The sequence below is a fragment of the Pseudoalteromonas sp. 11L1 genome (assembly GCF_055397545.1).
Genome location: NZ_AP041141.1, coordinates 80,314 through 95,791, shown reverse-complemented (window position 1 = coordinate 95,791; position 15,478 = coordinate 80,314). Strand labels below are relative to the sequence as shown.

The following is a 15,478-nucleotide window of genomic DNA, read 5'->3' as shown; positions in this document are numbered from 1 at the left end:
AAGCTATAAAGGAAGGTGTTCCCCGAGAATGCGGTGCCCGGTGTCAGTCCTGAAACCTTGAGGTTTCAGGGCGGAAATCTGCGGTTTACCGTAGGCTTCTCGGTACATGCCGAGCTTGCACAATAGTAAACGAACAAAAATCCTGGTATAAAATTTATCGGCTCAGGGACTTAACCAAGCTCCTGCACCCCAGGGAACAAATTTAGTATATAAGACATATTCCAATCCTTAAACCCCAATCGTAAAAAATTAAACTGTTCGCTCAGTTTTCCTCCAAATTTAGGGTCTGTTGATCTTTGCGGATTAAAATTTGTTCAAACTAGGGGGGGGTTAATCGCGGCGCGAGGTTTGTAACCTAGTGGGCTAAGTAAAAACCGAGCAAAGCTTCCGCGTCCTGCTCACGCCCCTTACCTACATCCATGTAGGCAACAAAGAGTAAATCGCCCCTAGGCAGAACTCTTCGGGCAGCGCCTGTTTGGCATTGATGCTGCGTTATCGCCTATTTATGGGGAATAACCACACCACATAGGCTCTGCCTTGCCTAAATACCAAACAGACTGCTGCAAATTTAACCTTGAAGGGTCAACAGACCCTAATCTTGTATTTACTTTTAAGATTGCTTTTTGAACTCAATTTGCTTTTCAATCGCTTGCTTTTGACCTCAGTCATAGAATTCATTGGAGTTGCTTTTTATCGAGTGGTAGCATTGCTTTAATTAGCAAAGCGAAGACGTCATTATGAATAACTTACCAGATTACGAAAAAGCCCAACTTCTTTTAGAGAAAAATGAAATATTTGTATCACCCGCAGAAGCGCATGGCGTTATTAGCGGCTTACTTGCTTGTGGGCTAAGCATTGACGATAAAGAATACTTAGGCTTACTGAGCGATGTATTTAATGATGGCGAGTCGTTTAGCAACGATTTAAAACAGTTTTTTGGCCAAATTTATCAACAAGTGGTTGAAAGTTTTAATAACGAAGAGTTTCAATTTGACTTGTTTTTACCTAGTGATGACGAAACACTCATCGATCAGGCTAACGGGCTCGTATCATGGGTAGCTGGGTTTATGTTGGGTTTTGGCTTAAAGCAAAAAGATTATGGCAAGCTGTCGGCAGATGTAAAAGAAGTGATCAGCGACTTTAGCGAGATTACACGCCTAGATACAACCTTTGAAGAAACCGAAGAAGATAGCCAAGCACTCCATGAAGTAATTGAGTACGTCCGTGTATCGGCGCTATTGTGTTTTGCTGAGCTAGGCAAAGAGCAAAATCCACAAAGCAACAAAAAAACACTGCATTAATTGAGCAACACAATAAAAGTAATGGGTTAGTTATTAATGGTTGAAATACAAAAGTCAGAGTTTAAAGCGCGCCGCGAGCGTTTATTGGCGGCAATGGATAATAACAGTATTGCTATAATTCCCGCTGCAACGGAGCTCACGCGTAGCCGTGATACTCATTATCCGTTTCGACAAGACAGTGACTTTTTTTACTTAACTGGTTTTAACGAACCCGATGCCGTGTTGGTGCTTTGCAAAAACAGTGATACACCCTCACTATTATTTTGTTTAGATAAAGACAAACTTGCAGAGGTATGGCACGGCAGACGCATTGGTTTTGAAAAAGCACAAAGCGAATACTTATTCGACAAAACTTATGCACTTAGTGAGCTAAATGAACAATTATTGAATTTGGTGAACGGCCAACAGATTTTATTTTATGCACAAGGGACGTATCCTGCCTTTGATGGCAAAGTATTTTCAATGCTTAACACTTTGCGCAGTGCCCCTAAAAAAGGGGATACAGCACCGAGTACAATTAAAGATATTCGCCCTTTATTGCATGAAATGCGCTTATTTAAATCGCCAGGCGAAATTAACATTATGCGTGAGGGCTGTGAAATAAGTGCTCGAGCACACATGCGAGCCATGTGTTTTTCCCACGTTGGCGCAACCGAGTTTCAACTAGAGGCAGAGCTTCATCATCACTATGCAATGAACGGTGCGCCACATCCTGCTTATGGCACTATTGTCGGCAGTGGCGATAACGCCAATATTTTGCACTACACCCAAAATAGCGACGTATTAAACAATGGCGACTTAGTACTGATTGATTCAGGCTGTGAGCTACAAGGCTACGCCGCCGATATAACACGTACCTTCCCCGTTAACGGTAAATTTAGCACTGAGCAAGCTGCGCTTTATAATATTGTACTTAAAGCGCAAGAAATCGCATTTAGCGAAATAAAACCCGGTGGCCTTTTATCTCAGGCAAATAAACTCGCTATGCAAGTACTAACCCAAGGGTTACTTGATTTAGGTATTTTAACCGGCGATTTTGATGAGTTAATGGCACAAGGTGCCTGTAAAGAATACTACATGCATGGTCTTGGTCACTGGTTAGGGCTTGATGTTCATGATGTGGGCGATTACAAGGTTAATAACCAAGAGCGTGTCTTAGAGCCGGGTATGGTGCTAACCATTGAGCCTGGGCTGTATATTAGTAAAGACTCAAATGCGCCTCAAAAATACCAAGGTATAGGTATTCGTATTGAAGATAACTTATTAGTAACTGATTCAGGTCACGACAACTTAACCATTAGCGTGCCTAAAACAATTAGTGAAATAGAAGCGTTAATGCAAAGCGCTAAAAACGCATAAGCTTGGAGATAAAAGTGGCTAAGCAGTTTGATATTGTAGTAATTGGTGGTGGTTTAGTCGGCGCAAGTTGTGCTCTAAGTATAAGTAAAAAAAATCCCAGCTTAAATATTGCTGTAATTGAAGCAAATCAAGTAACCACTGATTATCATCCAAGCTTTGATGACAGAAGTATCGCACTTGCCCAGCAGTCGGTAGAGTATTTACAAAGCCTCAATTTATTTGAAATGAACGCTCCCTATGCTGCGGCCATAAAAAAAGTGAGTGTGTCAGACAAAGGGCACTTTGGTAAAACCCATATACAGTGTGATGAGTTTGCAAAACCCTCATTAGGTTATGTGGTAGAGGTAAACCCATTTGGCAGAGCGCTGCATCAGCGTTTAATGCAATCAAACATATCGCTTTTTTGCCCAGATAGCGTAACAGCGATAAAACAAAATGCCGATAGTAATGAACTTACACTACAAAGTGGTGAAAAACTGAGTGCTAAGCTGTTGGTGATTGCCGACGGTGCACAGTCGCCAACTCGTAATTTATTGGAGCTCGGCTTCAATACCCAGCCTTATGAACAAGGTGCGATTATTGCCAATATAGAAGTCGCTGGTGGGCACCATCATCAGGCGTTTGAGCGGTTTACCCAAAATGGACCTATGGCTTTATTACCCATGAGTAATAACCGCTATTCGTTAGTATGGTGTATGCGCCAAGAACATATTGAGCAGTATATGTCGCTAAGTGAACCAGACTTTATAAGTGCGCTGCAAACTGCCTTTGGTTATCGTGCAGGACAGTTTATAAAAGTCGGTATGCGCGCTAGCTACCCTCTAGTTTATGGGCAAATAGAATCGTTAACGACGCACCGCACAGTGGTGATAGGCAACGCGGCACACGCAATTCATCCTATTGCAGGACAAGGCTTTAATTTAGGGCTGCGCGACGTACAAGTGCTGAGTAACTTAATGGCAAACAGTGAACATGATTTAGGTAGCTATGCTTTTACTCGTCAATATTCAATCAAGCGCCGTGATGATATAAACACCGTAATGACATTGACCGATGCTCTGGTCAGACTTTTTTCAAACTCATCACGGGTGTTAGCGCTTGGTCGAAGTATTGGGCTATTTTCAATGGATTTATTCCCTGCATTAAAAGCCCCATTAGCAAAACAATTAATGGGTCAAGTTAAACAAGGTACACGTTTATGAAACAAGTACAGGTTTGTATAGTGGGTGGTGGCTGCGTTGGGTTAACGCTGGCGCTCGGGCTTGCTAAAGCGAATATTAGCGTGGCTGTGTTAGATGCTGCGCCAACTCAAGCTCCACCGAGTGATGATTATGGCTTACGAGTTAGTGCACTAAGTATTGCCAGCCAGACCTTACTGGAGCAATTAAATGTATGGCCACACATAATAGCTGAGCGTGCTTGTGCTTATACGCACATGGATGTTCGTGATGCCGACAGCTTTGGAAAAATAGCCTTTAATAACGAGCAACTTGAGCTTGAGCATTTAGGGCACATAGTTGAAAACGATATTATTCGCTTTGCGCTAATAAAAGAGCTTGAGCAACAAAGTAATGCCACACTGATGTTTGATACCGAGTATCAGCAAATACATCAAAGTGAGTCTGATGTATTTATTAATTTAAAAACTGGCGAACCTATTATTGCTAAGTTGCTGGTGGCGGCTGATGGCGCAAATTCAGCGATTCGTAAACAGTTTAATATGGCGCTGAGCTTTAAAGATTACGATCACCATGCGTTAGTAGCGACAGTTAAAACCAAAGAGTCACATGAAAATACCGCACGCCAAGTGTTTTTACCAACCGGGCCACTAGCGTTTTTACCACTAAGCGATGAGCATACTCATTCAATTGTGTGGTCAACCAGCCCCAATCATTGCGATGAATTGTTAGCAATGGACGACACAGCCTTTAATAAAGCAGTTATGGCTGCCATAGATGGCCAATGTGGTTTATGTGAAGTGCAAAGTAAGCGCGTCGCATTCCCACTTAAAATGCGTTACGCCCAACAATGGGTTAATGGCAAGGTGGTGTTAATGGGCGATGCAGCGCATACCATTCATCCATTAGCAGGGCTCGGTATGAACCTGGGCCTAAAAGATGCCGCTTATTTAATTGAGCTACTAAGTCAAGACGTCAAAGAATTTGCCAGTACGCGCATACTGCGTGATTACGAGCGCACCCGTAAGCTCGACGCACAAAAACACATCGCCATGATGCAAGGGCTAAAAGAGCTATTTGAAGGTGCAAACCCAGTTAAAAAGCTTATTCGTGGAGTAGGGCTTTCACTCGTTGATAACCTTGGGCCAATAAAGCACCTATTCGCCAAAGAAGCGATAGGGAAGTGATAAAGACAAGCAGTCAGTTTTTAGCTATCAGCTTTCAGCCAAAGAAAAACCGATGTTTAGTTTAAGCATCGGTTTTTTTGTTTATAGGCTAATGTCTTTAAAAAGCTATGCTTTTCACGCGAGCAAGCTCGGCGTTTACAATAAACCTTGATACCGAGTTTGGTTCTAATTGTAGGCGTACAGCTTGCTGACGGGACGAGCGAAGCTCGTAATTATCGTTAGCTAAAAAGCGCTTGGAATTAAATCAGCTACAAATTGGCTTGGGCTTCATTCACCATATCTTGCAGTGCATCGATTAACAATGGGTCACGCGAGTTCTGTTTAGCAAGTTCTAGTGCGTGTTTCATGCTGGTAACGGCTTCTTTAAACTGTTTGTCAGCCGTGTAGCCTTGCGATAATCGCATGTGGGAGTAAGCTGCATTTGGGTAATCGCGAGTAAAGTGTTTAAGCGTCGTTATCGCTTTTTTAGTGTTGCCAAACTTTTGCTGGCGGTGGGCAAATTCTACGTACACATCTTGTGGAATTTTAAGCTCAAATCCGTACTTATCACTAAGTGCTTGGTAATAACCGGTAATCAATGATACATCCGCAAATTTTCCGTGCTCGTCAGTCACTTTAAATATTAGGTCGCTAAATAAGTGAATTAAGCTATCGCTAAGTGCTGGAAGTATGGTGCCCATATGAGTAAAAGAGGGGTAATGCTTATATTCCCATTTCAGCTGCGTGGGCATTTGTTGCTCTAAATTTACTAAAATATTTAATGCACCTGTATAAAAGCGTGCGCCTTCACTTGCTACACTAATAAATAACGCTTGAGCGCCTTTAGGGTTTTTAGTGTATTTAATAATATTATTCTTTAACTCTTCATCACTCCACCAACTGTTTGGGCTTATAGCTATGTAGTTGTTAAATAATTCTGGCTGATTAACTAAAGTATAAAGCGCTAATGTACCAGCATTAGAATGACCAATTAAGGTGTTGTAACCATTAGTAGGGTAGTTGCTATTTATGAAGGGCATGAGTTCGCCAGACACAAACTTTAAAAAATTATCGGTTTGCCCTGCGTCAGGCCATTTTTTTTTAACAAAGGTTTGAAACTCCGTTTTAGGCTCCCCTTGTACTTTGGGTAAGTAATCACGAACACGGTTAGTTGTATCAATAGCAACAAGCATGACATTAGGTATCTGATCGTAATCAACAAGGGATTTGATTACGCCAGACGCCGTATGAAAGTGTTCAACACCATCAAGTAAATAAATAACGTAAAGCGGCTGATCGTCTTTTACGGTTTCAGGTATGAAGATTCTGAGAGGTCTGTCTTCATTAAGTATTTTTGATTGAAGAATGACCTTTTTACCCACGGTTATGTCGATTGTAGCGGTGTCTGCATAGCTTAAAAAAGGCGTACTAAAAGTAAGTATTAACACAAGCGATAGTAAAAGCTTCATAAATATCCTTATTAAATAATGTGTTGCTTAATAATTGCACGACTTTAGATTTGAGTAAATGTTTATATTTTAGGGGCAAATGTAGGGCTTAAGTAATTAAAGGCTACGCTTTTCACGCGAGCAAGCTCGCGCCTACCTAGTAAATATTAAACACTTATCTTTATTTTACTTATTGATATAAAGGGAGCATCCAATAATATCTTCCCGAAACCCGAAACCCGAAACCCGAAACCCGAAACCCGAAACCCGAAACCCGAAACCCGAAACCCGAAACCCGAAACCCGAAACCCGAAACCCGAAACCTTTAACACTTATCTATCAAAGCTTAAAAAACCTGCTTGCTTAATTATCCTACTAAGCGTAAAATGCGCGCTCATTTCGGCTTTTAAACTATTAATTCCTTGCCTTAAACCGACCGGCCGAAACGGTAGAAGGCTCTATTAACCGTAAGGAATATCCATGCGTCATTACGAAATCGTATTCATGGTTCACCCTGATCAGAGTGAGCAAGTATCTGGTATGATCGAACGTTATACTGGTTCTATCACTGAAGCAGGTGGTACTATCCACCGTCTTGAAGACTGGGGCCGTCGTCAACTGGCTTACCCAATCAACAAGCTTCATAAAGCTCATTATGTTCTTATGAACGTTGAAGCACCAACTGAAGTAATCAGCGAGCTAGAAACTACTTTCCGCTACAACGATGCAGTGCTTCGTAACTTAGTTATGCGTACTAAAAACGCTGTAACTGAAGCGTCTCCTCTTGTAAGAGAAGAGAAGAAAGAAGCACCAGCTGCTTAATTGTTTTGAGTCCTAGCATGGCACGTAGTCAGCAGTTACTATAATGGTTAGCCCATATACGAATCAGCTGGTTATATCGGGGGTAGTTTGTAAAACACCCAAGTTTAGCCAAAGCCCCGCGGGCATACCGCATTGTATTTTTGTTGTAGAACATAAATCAATGCAAGTTGAAGCAGATCTTAACCGTAACAGTTATGTTAGGCTTCAGGTGGTTGCCAGTGGTAAGCAAATGCAACAACAGACTCAACATTTGCACGTTGGGCAGGCATTGCAAGTGAGTGGTTTTTTAAATCGCCACGAAGGTCGTAACGGCCTTAGCCAATTGGTTTTGCATGCTCAGCATATAGAAAGAATTATTTGAGGAATTAATCTCATGGCACGTTATTTCAGACGTCGTAAGTTCTGCCGCTTTAAAGCGGAAGGCGTACAACAAATCGATTACAAAGATCTAGCTACTCTTAGAAACTATGTTACAGAAAGTGGCAAAATCGTACCTAGCCGTATCACAGGTACTAGCGCTAAATACCAGCGCCAGCTAGCAACTGCTATTAAGCGTGCTCGCTACTTAGCCCTTCTTCCATACACTGACTTACATAAGTAAGCAGCGGATTAACACGTTTTTAAAAGGTGTAGAAACATGCAAGTTATTCTACTAGATAAGATCGCTAACCTAGGTGGCCTAGGTGACCAGGTTGTAGTTAAATCTGGCTTCGCACGTAACTTCCTTTTCCCACAAGGTAAGGCAGTTCCTGCAACTAAAGCAAACATTGAAACGTTTGACGCACGTCGCGCAGAACTAGAAGCAAAAATCGCTGAACAGTTAACTGCAGCACAAGCACGCGCTGACAAACTTGAAGCATTAGCAGAAGTTACATTAGTATCTAAAGCTGGTGACGAAGGTAAATTATTCGGTTCAATCGGTACTCGTGACATCGCTGACGCTATCTCAGCTGTTGGTGTTGAAGTTGCTAAATCAGAAGTTCGTTTACCTCTAGGTACTATCCGTGAGACTGGCGAATTTGACGTTGCAATCGCAGTACACTCAGACGTAACAGCTACTATTAAAGTAATCGTTATTGCTGAAGCTTAATTTTTAAAATTAAGCTAAAAAAACCGTGCTTTGCACGGTTTTTTTGTGTCTAAAATTTATAACCCAAAGCAATAAATTGTTTGTTGTGGGTAAAATCAAACACCTTTCTAAAATAAACCTTCATTTTTACAAATATTTTTTATTTTATTTAAACCTTTCTATTCTTCTGCGCGTCTTATAAGTTAAATTGCAATTACATAATTATAAACAGGAAAAATTTGCGATGTTAATGGACGCTAATCAGCCAATAACTGATCAAGTGCAGCAAATGCTTATTGATCAAGTTAAAAACGGCGACCAGTTAGCTTATAAAGCGCTCTATGACATGCATAAAGCAAAAGTTTATGGCTTATGCCTGAGGCTTATAGCCGATGAAGAGTATGCACAAGATGCTACCCAAGAAGTGTTTGTGCAAGTATGGAACAAAATAGCGCAATTTGATGGACGTTCGCAGTTTTCCACTTGGCTTTACAGTGTCGCCAGTAATATTGCTATTAGTTATGTGCGCAGGCAAAAACATTGGCTTAATAAAGTAATTAGCTTTGAGCAAAGCGGAATGGATGAACAAGCTGCACATGACTGTAACGGATTAAACGGGCTAGATAAATTAATTGTTAGACTGCCTGAGCGCGCAAGAATGGTATTTGTGCTTTATGCAGTAGAAGGTTATAGGCATGAGGAAATTGCAACCCTGTTAGGCATGGCGATAGGCTCTAGTAAGGCGCAATATCATCGTGCAAGGCAACTATTAAAGCAGTGGTATGAAAATGAGTAAAACAAATTTTGATGACTACTTAAATGAGTCTTTAACCCAGTTAGATAAAAATATTCCACCAAAAAAAGAACTGTGGGATGGGATTGAGCGCGCAATAATAGCTGATAATCAGCCCGCTATTAATAGCAATCAATATTGGCCAAAACTCACCGCCATTGCTGCATGTTTTACCGCGGCTTTAGTGAGTACAGTGTTGTTATTTAAAGTACCAGAGGCAAATACTGCAGTGGCAATGAGTGAGTTTTTTACTAAACAAAAACAAAGTTTACTAGTGCAATATCAAAGCCAAGCAGCATTGACCGACAACTGGCAAGTACAGTTACAAGAACTTGAAGATGCAGAGCAAGCAATAAAGCAAACTCTTGAAAATGAACCAAAAAATAAGGCGCTATTGTCTATGTTAGCGCAAGTTTATCAACAACAACTCGACTTAATTAACAAGGTGCATGCACCGCGTTGGCAACACATCTAGGAGAAATAAATGAAAGCAATAATATTAGGGATCGCTTTATTACCCATGGCCGTATTTGCTGGTGAAAAAATAGATCAGCAAATTGAGGTACCCAATGCTGGGGTGATCCACATTGAAAACCAGCGTGGTGATATTAAAGTGACAGGTTGGGATAAAAATCAATTTAAAGTAACCGGTGAACTTGATGATAAGGCACAAGGCTACACACTTAAAACACAGGGTAATAAAACCCAGTTTATTGTGAAAATGCCTGAACTTTCTAATTGGGATAATAACAACAATGGCTCAACGCTCACTATTTTTATGCCAAAAAGTAGTGCGCTAGAATTTGTGGGTGTTAATGCATCTATAACGGCCAAAGAGTTACAAAAAGGTACTGAAATTGATGTAGTTAATGGGGCTATTACAGTAAACGATCTTAATGGCGATATTAAGCTGACCACTGTAAATGGTGACATTAAGGCAAAAGCACTTAATGGTAAAGTTCAATTTGAAACTGTTAATGGTTCGATTGATGATCAGCAATCTAGCGGTGAAGTTCGTTTTAGTGCGGTTAATGGCGATATTACATCAAACTCGACGGCCAATGATATTCGCTTAGAAAACGTAAATGGCGATATTAACTTTAATTTAGATACAATTAAAGAGTTACAAATAAGCACCGTTAATGGCGAAGTTAAGGTACAAATTAACCGCCTTCTGAGTGATGCTGATGTGAGTTTTGAATCTGTTAGTGGTAACGCTGCGTTTTATTTCCCTGCTGATTTATCAGCACAATTTGAGGTGGAAGCACACGCTGGCGGTAAAATTGACAACCAGTTAACTAACGATCAAGTACAAAAAGCCAAATATGGCCCAGCAAGTGGAATTAAGTTTAATACTAATGGCACTGATGCTAGCGTAGAGATGAATACTATTAGCGGTGTTATCGAACTTAAACGTCAATAATTAGCTATTTTATTTTAAGTAACAAAAAGCAGGAAAAGATTTCCTGCTTTGCTATTTGCACAGCCCCGCCAAGTCGATAGAATAGAGCTATTCAATTTTAGTACTGTGAAGTTATGGCCAAACCAGATAAGCAAGTCGACACTCTTAAAGTTCCTCCCCATTCAATAGAAGCTGAACAATCTGTTTTAGGTGGTTTGATGCTTGATAACCAAGCATTTGATCGCGTAGCTGAACTTGTTGTGGCGCAGGATTTTTATACCCGTACCCATAAGCTTATTTTTGAGGCGATGACAGCTCTTGCTGAAATTGGTGATCCGATTGACTTAATCACAATTTCTGAGAGTTTAGAAAAAAATAACCAGTTGTCAGGTATTGGTGGATTTGCGTATTTAGCCGAAATAGCAAAAAACACCCCAAGTGCTGCCAATATTGACGCTTACGCAAGTATTGTTCGCGAGCGCGCCGTTGTTCGTGAAATGATTGGTGTTGCCAATGAAATAGCCGAAGCGGGGTTTAATCCTGAGGGGCGTACTAGCCACGACTTACTTGATTTTGCTGAAAGTAAAGTCTTTAAAATTGCTGAGCAGCGTACAAAAAGTAGTGAAGGCCCACAAAGCATTCACAACATACTTGAAAAAACCGTTGATAAAATAGAAGAGCTTTACCAGTCACCACAAGATGGTGTGACCGGTGTGAGCACGGGGTATGCTGATCTTGATAAAATGACTACAGGTTTGCAGCCATCTGATTTAATTATTGTGGCAGCGCGTCCATCAATGGGTAAAACCACTTTTGCTATGAACCTTGCTGAACATGCCGCAATGACTCAAGACAAGCCAGTGCTTATTTACTCTCTAGAGATGCCCTCTGAACAAATTATGATGAGGATGCTGGCGTCCCTAGGCCGAATTAACCAAACTAAAGTACGTACTGGTCAGCTAGATGACGATGACTGGGCGCGCCTTTCATCAACCATGGGATTACTCATGGAAAAAGGCAAAATGTACGTTGATGATGCCTCAGGCTTAACACCTACCGATGTTCGCTCACGTGCACGTCGTATAGCACGCGATCATGGTGGTATTAGTATGATCATGGTCGATTACCTGCAATTAATGCGTGTACCTAGCTTGTCAGATAACCGTACCTTAGAAATTGCCGAAATTTCACGCTCACTCAAAGCATTAGCAAAAGAGTTGCAGTGTCCGGTTGTTGCTCTATCGCAGCTTAACCGTACTCTAGAGCAACGTGCTGATAAACGTCCAATTAACTCAGATTTACGTGAGTCGGGCTCTATTGAGCAAGATGCCGATTTGATCATGTTTATTTATCGTGATGAAGTCTATAACGAAGACAGTACTGAAAAAGGCATTGCCGAAATTATTATCGGTAAACAGCGTAACGGTCCGATTGGTAAAGTGCGCCTAACCTTCCAAGGTCAATTCTCTCGCTTTGATAATTACGCGGGGCCTGCTGTAGATGATGATTACTAATGCGCTTAGCCACTGCTGAAATTAATTTAACCGCGCTTGAACATAACCTAGCACAGGTAAAACGCTTTGCGCCCAATAGTAAAGTAATGGCCGTACTTAAAGCGAATGCTTATGGGCATGGTTTAGTCACTATTGCGCAACACTTAAATGAAGCAGATGCATTTGCGGTTGCGCGTATAGATGAAGCGTTAGCGCTGCGTGCAGGTGGCCTTACAAAACCGATTGTGTTGCTAGAAGGCTTTTTTCATCAAGAAGACTTACCTATTTTACTGGCGAATAATTTTCAAACTATTATTCATGACGAGATACAGCTAAAAATGCTGGAGAATGTGCAGCTAGATGCGCCTTTAAATTGCTGGTTAAAAATAAATACCGGCATGCATCGTTTAGGTATTGCGCCTGAGCAGTTTGATATGTTTTATCAGCGCCTACAAGCCAGCCCAAATGCACAAAACAAAATAAACTTAATGACCCATTTTGCGTGTGCCGATGATGTAAAAAATACTAAAACAGTGCAGCAAATAACTTTGTTCGATAATTTAACCCAAGAGGTTCAGCAAGCTCATTGTTTATCGAACTCTGCGGGAATTATAGCGTGGCCGAGTGGCCATGGTGATTGGGTCCGGCCCGGGCTAATGCTTTATGGTGTATCGCCTATGGCTAATCACACAGGTAAAGATCATCAATTAAAGCCTGTAATGCGCTTAACCACTAAAGTGATAGCTGTACGCGATGTAAGAGCACATGAACAAGTAGGTTATGGCGGCCGCTGGCAAAGTGATAAACCTACGGTGTTGGCTGTGGTAGCACTGGGCTATGGTGATGGTTATCCGCGTCATGCAAAAGAAGGCACACCCGTGATTATTAATGGGCATCGTTACGGTATTGTGGGTAGTGTAGCTATGGATATGATCACCCTTGATATAGGTAATAACGAGCACAACGTCCAGGTGGGTGATGAAGTGATTATGTGGGGGCCAGAGTTACCAGTAGAAGAGATTGCACAATGTGCTGATACTATTTCTTACGAGTTATTGTGTAATATCACACCGCGTGTAAGTTATGAGTACCAGCGCTAATGTTTATTATTAAAGATATGCAGTAAGTTTACATTGCTGTCATGATCGTGATGCTAGCTTACTGGGTATGGTTACTCTTTTATGAAGTAAATATCGCTAAAGCCCATACGTGCAAACTCTTGGTCGCGAAAATTGCGTACCGCCGATGAACCTTTAGAGGTCATTTCAATTTGGCGTACCATGTTTAAGTAATTAGTTAAATCGATACCCTCAGCAGCCGCAATAGCCTGATACATATCGTGGTATTTATCTTTTGCGAAGTTAATTTCGCGCGGTTGATTTTTAAAAGTATAGGTAATTCTGCGTGCCATAATAAGCTCAGTTATATTGAGTGTTAGTGTAATTTTACACTGTATTTAAGTTACGTTGAATGATTAGTTGAAATCAAATAATTAAAAAGTTGAGTTTGAAATGAAATTATCAGTAGAGATCAGTAAATACCCGCTCCATCAAGATTATATTCCTTTTATTAAAGGCTTTATCGACAGAGTAAATGCCTATGAAGAGCTCAAAGTGATCACGAATACCATGTCGACTCAAATATTTGGTGATTATGACTTAGTAATGCAAGTGATCAGTACAGAGATTAAACATTCATACGAGCAATATGGTAAAGCTATCTTTGTGTGTAAATTTATCTCGGGCGATTTATCTCCCGAATAACCTCCTAACAAATACGGTCGTTTTATAATGATGGATTTTATAACGCAAATACTGAGTGGTTTCACTGCCATGTCGCATTGGGAGTATATTGCGGTGGCTTTATCAATGGCGTATTTATTATTAGCCATAAAAGAGAATTTATGGTGCTGGCCTGCGGCTTTTTTTAGTACGCTTATTTATACCATAATGTATTGGAATGGCGCGTTGCTAATGGAGTCATTACTGAACTTTTATTACATGTACATGGCTGTGTTTGGGTGGGTTGTGTGGCGAAAAGGTAAAGCTAATCAAGCGCAACGTTTGATTACATCGTGGCCTGTGAACCGACATATCATTTTAATAGTATTAACCACGCTAGCGTCATTAGCGATTGGTTACGTGATGCAAAATTACACCCATGCAGACTTTGCTTATCTGGATAGTTTTACTACCTGCTTTGCAGTAGTCACCACTTACCTAGTAGCTAAAAAAGTACTCGAAAATTGGTTATATTGGATAGTGATTGATGCTGCATCAATGTATTTGTATTACGAAAAAGGTTATTACCCAACACTCGTGCTTTTTATATTTTATACCGTTATGGCAGCGTGGGGGTTTAAAACGTGGTACGAAGAGTATGAGCAAAGCCAAGCAAAACCAATGGCGCAACTATAATTCATGAAACAGCATTCTCAGTTAGTTAATATTTGTAGTGCGTTTTTAGCACCTAGCAAAATAACCTCAACAGAGTATTTGGTTAATGGTTTAAGTAACGATAACTTTTTAATACGTACTGATTCCCAATCTTACTTATTAAAATGTTATCAATCATGTTGGCCAGAAGTCGCGCTAAATGCTCAATATGAGCTTAGTAAGCAGCAAGTTTGCCCTGCACCTATTTGGCTCGATAAACAAAATAAGCGAGCGGCTTTTACTTATGTAGAGGGAGAGGTTGCAGAGTCTTATTTAGCTATGCCGCTATTGGCTAAGCTGGCTAAAGTGCACGCTTATACAACTGATACTCAAACGATGGATATTGCATCACAATTGCAAGCCTATCGGCATTTATTGGTGTTTAAACAGTTTGATAAGTACTTAAATAAAGTACTGGAAAGCATTGCCAATATGCCCATAGAACACGGCTTTTGCCATAATGATTTAGTAAAAGAAAATATAATCGTTAACCCAAAAGGCGTCTATTTAATTGACTTTGAATACGCACAAACTAACGATGTTTATTTTGATCTTGCTGCGCTAGCCGTTAGTTTTAACTTAGATAGTTCAGCTAAACAGGCTTTGCTTAAAAGTTATCAAGTATACACGGCATCAAAGCTATTTTACTTATCTATGCACAAGCTTGAGTGTTACCAAGTAGTTTATTTGCTGTTATGTATAGGCTGGTATGAGCAACGCGCCATCAACAACAAAGTTGTTGAATTGCGCGCGCAATTGGATGAGCTTTTAGCATCAATGGGGAGTTAAAGCCCACCAAATCGAGCTGCTAGCTCTTTATATTTAGCTACTTCATCGGAGTCATATTGTGGTTCGCCATTAGCATCTTCACTTTTGGCAATAAGTAAGCTTTCGCGTGTTAAGCGTTTAACTCGCTCGACTTTAACTCCTAAAAACTCAGCAACTTGTTCTGTTGACATTAACTTCATAATTACTTCCTCATGTTTAAATCTATCCGTTCAGTGACAATAAT

The 15,478-nt window shown here is 40.7% G+C and carries 19 protein-coding genes and 1 other RNA gene; 16 read left to right on the top strand and 4 right to left on the bottom strand.

All coding sequences use genetic code 11. The features are described from left to right. Positions 1-15: 15 nt before the first annotated feature. Positions 16-199, bottom strand: a non-coding RNA gene (gene ssrS, locus ACZ5WS_RS00450) — 6S RNA. A 538-nt stretch (positions 200-737) separates the two neighbouring features. Here ssrS and ACZ5WS_RS00445 point away from each other — a divergent pair. From ACZ5WS_RS00445 to ACZ5WS_RS00430, 4 genes are read left to right on the top strand one after another with little or no spacing between them, the layout of a single operon-like run. Further along, on the top strand, positions 738-1,301 hold the full coding sequence (locus tag ACZ5WS_RS00445; protein WP_008110427.1) for a UPF0149 family protein: 564 nt from the start codon (positions 738-740) through the stop codon (positions 1,299-1,301). Positions 1,302-1,337: 36 nt separating this feature from the next. Beyond that, a complete protein-coding gene (gene pepP / locus ACZ5WS_RS00440; protein WP_464709913.1) occupies positions 1,338-2,660 on the top strand; it encodes a Xaa-Pro aminopeptidase in 1,323 nt (440 codons plus the stop codon). A gap of 14 nt (positions 2,661-2,674) precedes the next feature. Beyond that, positions 2,675-3,862, top strand: coding sequence for a 2-octaprenyl-6-methoxyphenyl hydroxylase (gene ubiH, locus ACZ5WS_RS00435; protein WP_464709910.1), 1,188 nt, complete (start codon positions 2,675-2,677; stop codon positions 3,860-3,862). Beyond that, positions 3,859-5,025, top strand: coding sequence for an FAD-dependent monooxygenase (locus ACZ5WS_RS00430; RefSeq protein WP_464709907.1), 1,167 nt, complete (start codon positions 3,859-3,861; stop codon positions 5,023-5,025). The genes ubiH and ACZ5WS_RS00430 overlap by 4 nt, the downstream gene beginning before the upstream one ends. Positions 5,026-5,273: 248 nt before the next feature. Here ACZ5WS_RS00430 and ACZ5WS_RS00425 read toward each other — a convergent pair whose 3' ends face one another. After that, positions 5,274-6,473: an alpha/beta hydrolase-fold protein gene (locus tag ACZ5WS_RS00425; protein WP_464709902.1), complete on the bottom strand. Its 1,200-nt coding sequence runs from the start codon at positions 6,471-6,473 to the stop codon at positions 5,274-5,276. A 459-nt stretch (positions 6,474-6,932) separates the two neighbouring features. Between ACZ5WS_RS00425 and rpsF the strand changes: the two genes are divergently transcribed. From rpsF to alr, 9 genes are all read left to right on the top strand, one after another. Further along, positions 6,933-7,274 carry a 30S ribosomal protein S6 gene (gene rpsF / locus ACZ5WS_RS00420; RefSeq protein ID WP_008110420.1) on the top strand — a complete coding sequence of 114 codons (342 nt, stop codon included), beginning with the start codon at positions 6,933-6,935 and terminating at the stop codon, positions 7,272-7,274. Between the two features lie 43 nt (positions 7,275-7,317). After that, a complete protein-coding gene (priB, locus tag ACZ5WS_RS00415) occupies positions 7,318-7,635 on the top strand; it encodes a primosomal replication protein N (RefSeq protein WP_008466122.1) in 318 nt (105 codons plus the stop codon). A 12-nt stretch (positions 7,636-7,647) separates the two neighbouring features. Next, a complete protein-coding gene (rpsR, locus tag ACZ5WS_RS00410; protein WP_002962753.1) occupies positions 7,648-7,875 on the top strand; it encodes a 30S ribosomal protein S18 in 228 nt (75 codons plus the stop codon). Between the two features lie 36 nt (positions 7,876-7,911). Further along, complete coding sequence (gene rplI / locus ACZ5WS_RS00405; protein ID WP_008110407.1) at positions 7,912-8,364, top strand: 50S ribosomal protein L9; 453 nt, start codon at positions 7,912-7,914, stop codon at positions 8,362-8,364. A 223-nt stretch (positions 8,365-8,587) separates the two neighbouring features. Continuing rightward, positions 8,588-9,139, top strand: a complete 552-nt coding sequence (locus tag ACZ5WS_RS00400) for an RNA polymerase sigma factor (RefSeq protein WP_138594752.1) — start codon at positions 8,588-8,590, stop codon at positions 9,137-9,139. After that, complete coding sequence (locus tag ACZ5WS_RS00395; protein ID WP_464709891.1) at positions 9,126-9,611, top strand: hypothetical protein; 486 nt, start codon at positions 9,126-9,128, stop codon at positions 9,609-9,611. The genes ACZ5WS_RS00400 and ACZ5WS_RS00395 overlap by 14 nt, the downstream gene beginning before the upstream one ends. Before the next feature lie 9 nt (positions 9,612-9,620). Beyond that, complete coding sequence (locus ACZ5WS_RS00390) at positions 9,621-10,559, top strand: DUF4097 family beta strand repeat-containing protein (protein WP_010390853.1); 939 nt, start codon at positions 9,621-9,623, stop codon at positions 10,557-10,559. A gap of 113 nt (positions 10,560-10,672) precedes the next feature. Next, positions 10,673-12,052, top strand: coding sequence for a replicative DNA helicase (dnaB, locus tag ACZ5WS_RS00385; RefSeq protein ID WP_010390854.1), 1,380 nt, complete (start codon positions 10,673-10,675; stop codon positions 12,050-12,052). After that, a complete protein-coding gene (gene alr / locus ACZ5WS_RS00380) occupies positions 12,052-13,131 on the top strand; it encodes an alanine racemase (protein WP_464709887.1) in 1,080 nt (359 codons plus the stop codon). Before dnaB ends, alr begins: the two co-directional genes overlap by 1 nt. A gap of 71 nt (positions 13,132-13,202) precedes the next feature. On the opposite strand, the gene ACZ5WS_RS00375 is transcribed toward alr, so the two are convergent. Next, positions 13,203-13,442, bottom strand: a complete 240-nt coding sequence (locus ACZ5WS_RS00375) for a DUF2960 domain-containing protein (protein WP_004588463.1) — start codon at positions 13,440-13,442, stop codon at positions 13,203-13,205. 100 nt (positions 13,443-13,542) lie between these two features. Between ACZ5WS_RS00375 and ACZ5WS_RS00370 the strand changes: the two genes are divergently transcribed. The 3 genes from ACZ5WS_RS00370 to ACZ5WS_RS00360 are packed head-to-tail and all read left to right on the top strand — an operon-like array spanning position 13,543 to position 15,255. Further along, positions 13,543-13,794: a hypothetical protein gene (locus tag ACZ5WS_RS00370; protein ID WP_138605248.1), complete on the top strand. Its 252-nt coding sequence runs from the start codon at positions 13,543-13,545 to the stop codon at positions 13,792-13,794. Positions 13,795-13,824: 30 nt separating this feature from the next. After that, a complete protein-coding gene (pnuC, locus tag ACZ5WS_RS00365; RefSeq protein WP_138605260.1) occupies positions 13,825-14,448 on the top strand; it encodes a nicotinamide riboside transporter PnuC in 624 nt (207 codons plus the stop codon). A 3-nt stretch (positions 14,449-14,451) separates the two neighbouring features. Beyond that, positions 14,452-15,255 (top strand): phosphotransferase family protein, encoded by an 804-nt coding sequence (locus ACZ5WS_RS00360; RefSeq protein ID WP_138605247.1) that lies wholly within the window; start codon positions 14,452-14,454, stop codon positions 15,253-15,255. Here ACZ5WS_RS00360 and ACZ5WS_RS00355 read toward each other — a convergent pair. After that, a complete protein-coding gene (locus ACZ5WS_RS00355) occupies positions 15,252-15,434 on the bottom strand; it encodes a helix-turn-helix domain-containing protein (RefSeq protein WP_138605246.1) in 183 nt (60 codons plus the stop codon). The genes ACZ5WS_RS00360 and ACZ5WS_RS00355 overlap by 4 nt on opposite strands. Positions 15,435-15,478: the final 44 nt, after the last annotated feature.

Bases quoted from the DNA above. Each gene is read 5' to 3' on its own strand.
- ACZ5WS_RS00390 (WP_010390853.1), top strand. From the start codon at position 9,621: ATGAAAGCAATAATATTAGGGATCGCTTTATTACCCATGGCCGTATTT.
- ACZ5WS_RS00445 (WP_008110427.1), top strand. From the start codon at position 738: ATGAATAACTTACCAGATTACGAAAAAGCCCAACTTCTTTTAGAGAAA.
- ACZ5WS_RS00400 (WP_138594752.1), top strand. From the start codon at position 8,588: ATGTTAATGGACGCTAATCAGCCAATAACTGATCAAGTGCAGCAAATG.
- rpsR (WP_002962753.1), top strand. From the start codon at position 7,648: ATGGCACGTTATTTCAGACGTCGTAAGTTCTGCCGCTTTAAAGCGGAA.
- ACZ5WS_RS00430 (WP_464709907.1), top strand. From the start codon at position 3,859: ATGAAACAAGTACAGGTTTGTATAGTGGGTGGTGGCTGCGTTGGGTTA.
- pnuC (WP_138605260.1), top strand. From the start codon at position 13,825: ATGGATTTTATAACGCAAATACTGAGTGGTTTCACTGCCATGTCGCAT.
- ACZ5WS_RS00375 (WP_004588463.1), bottom strand. From the start codon at position 13,442: ATGGCACGCAGAATTACCTATACTTTTAAAAATCAACCGCGCGAAATT.
- ACZ5WS_RS00370 (WP_138605248.1), top strand. From the start codon at position 13,543: ATGAAATTATCAGTAGAGATCAGTAAATACCCGCTCCATCAAGATTAT.
- priB (WP_008466122.1), top strand. From the start codon at position 7,318: ATGGTTAGCCCATATACGAATCAGCTGGTTATATCGGGGGTAGTTTGT.
- rplI (WP_008110407.1), top strand. From the start codon at position 7,912: ATGCAAGTTATTCTACTAGATAAGATCGCTAACCTAGGTGGCCTAGGT.
- ACZ5WS_RS00395 (WP_464709891.1), top strand. From the start codon at position 9,126: ATGAAAATGAGTAAAACAAATTTTGATGACTACTTAAATGAGTCTTTA.
- alr (WP_464709887.1), top strand. From the start codon at position 12,052: ATGCGCTTAGCCACTGCTGAAATTAATTTAACCGCGCTTGAACATAAC.
- ACZ5WS_RS00425 (WP_464709902.1), bottom strand. From the start codon at position 6,473: ATGAAGCTTTTACTATCGCTTGTGTTAATACTTACTTTTAGTACGCCT.
- rpsF (WP_008110420.1), top strand. From the start codon at position 6,933: ATGCGTCATTACGAAATCGTATTCATGGTTCACCCTGATCAGAGTGAG.
- ACZ5WS_RS00360 (WP_138605247.1), top strand. From the start codon at position 14,452: ATGAAACAGCATTCTCAGTTAGTTAATATTTGTAGTGCGTTTTTAGCA.
- pepP (WP_464709913.1), top strand. From the start codon at position 1,338: ATGGTTGAAATACAAAAGTCAGAGTTTAAAGCGCGCCGCGAGCGTTTA.
- ACZ5WS_RS00355 (WP_138605246.1), bottom strand. From the start codon at position 15,434: ATGAAGTTAATGTCAACAGAACAAGTTGCTGAGTTTTTAGGAGTTAAA.
- dnaB (WP_010390854.1), top strand. From the start codon at position 10,673: ATGGCCAAACCAGATAAGCAAGTCGACACTCTTAAAGTTCCTCCCCAT.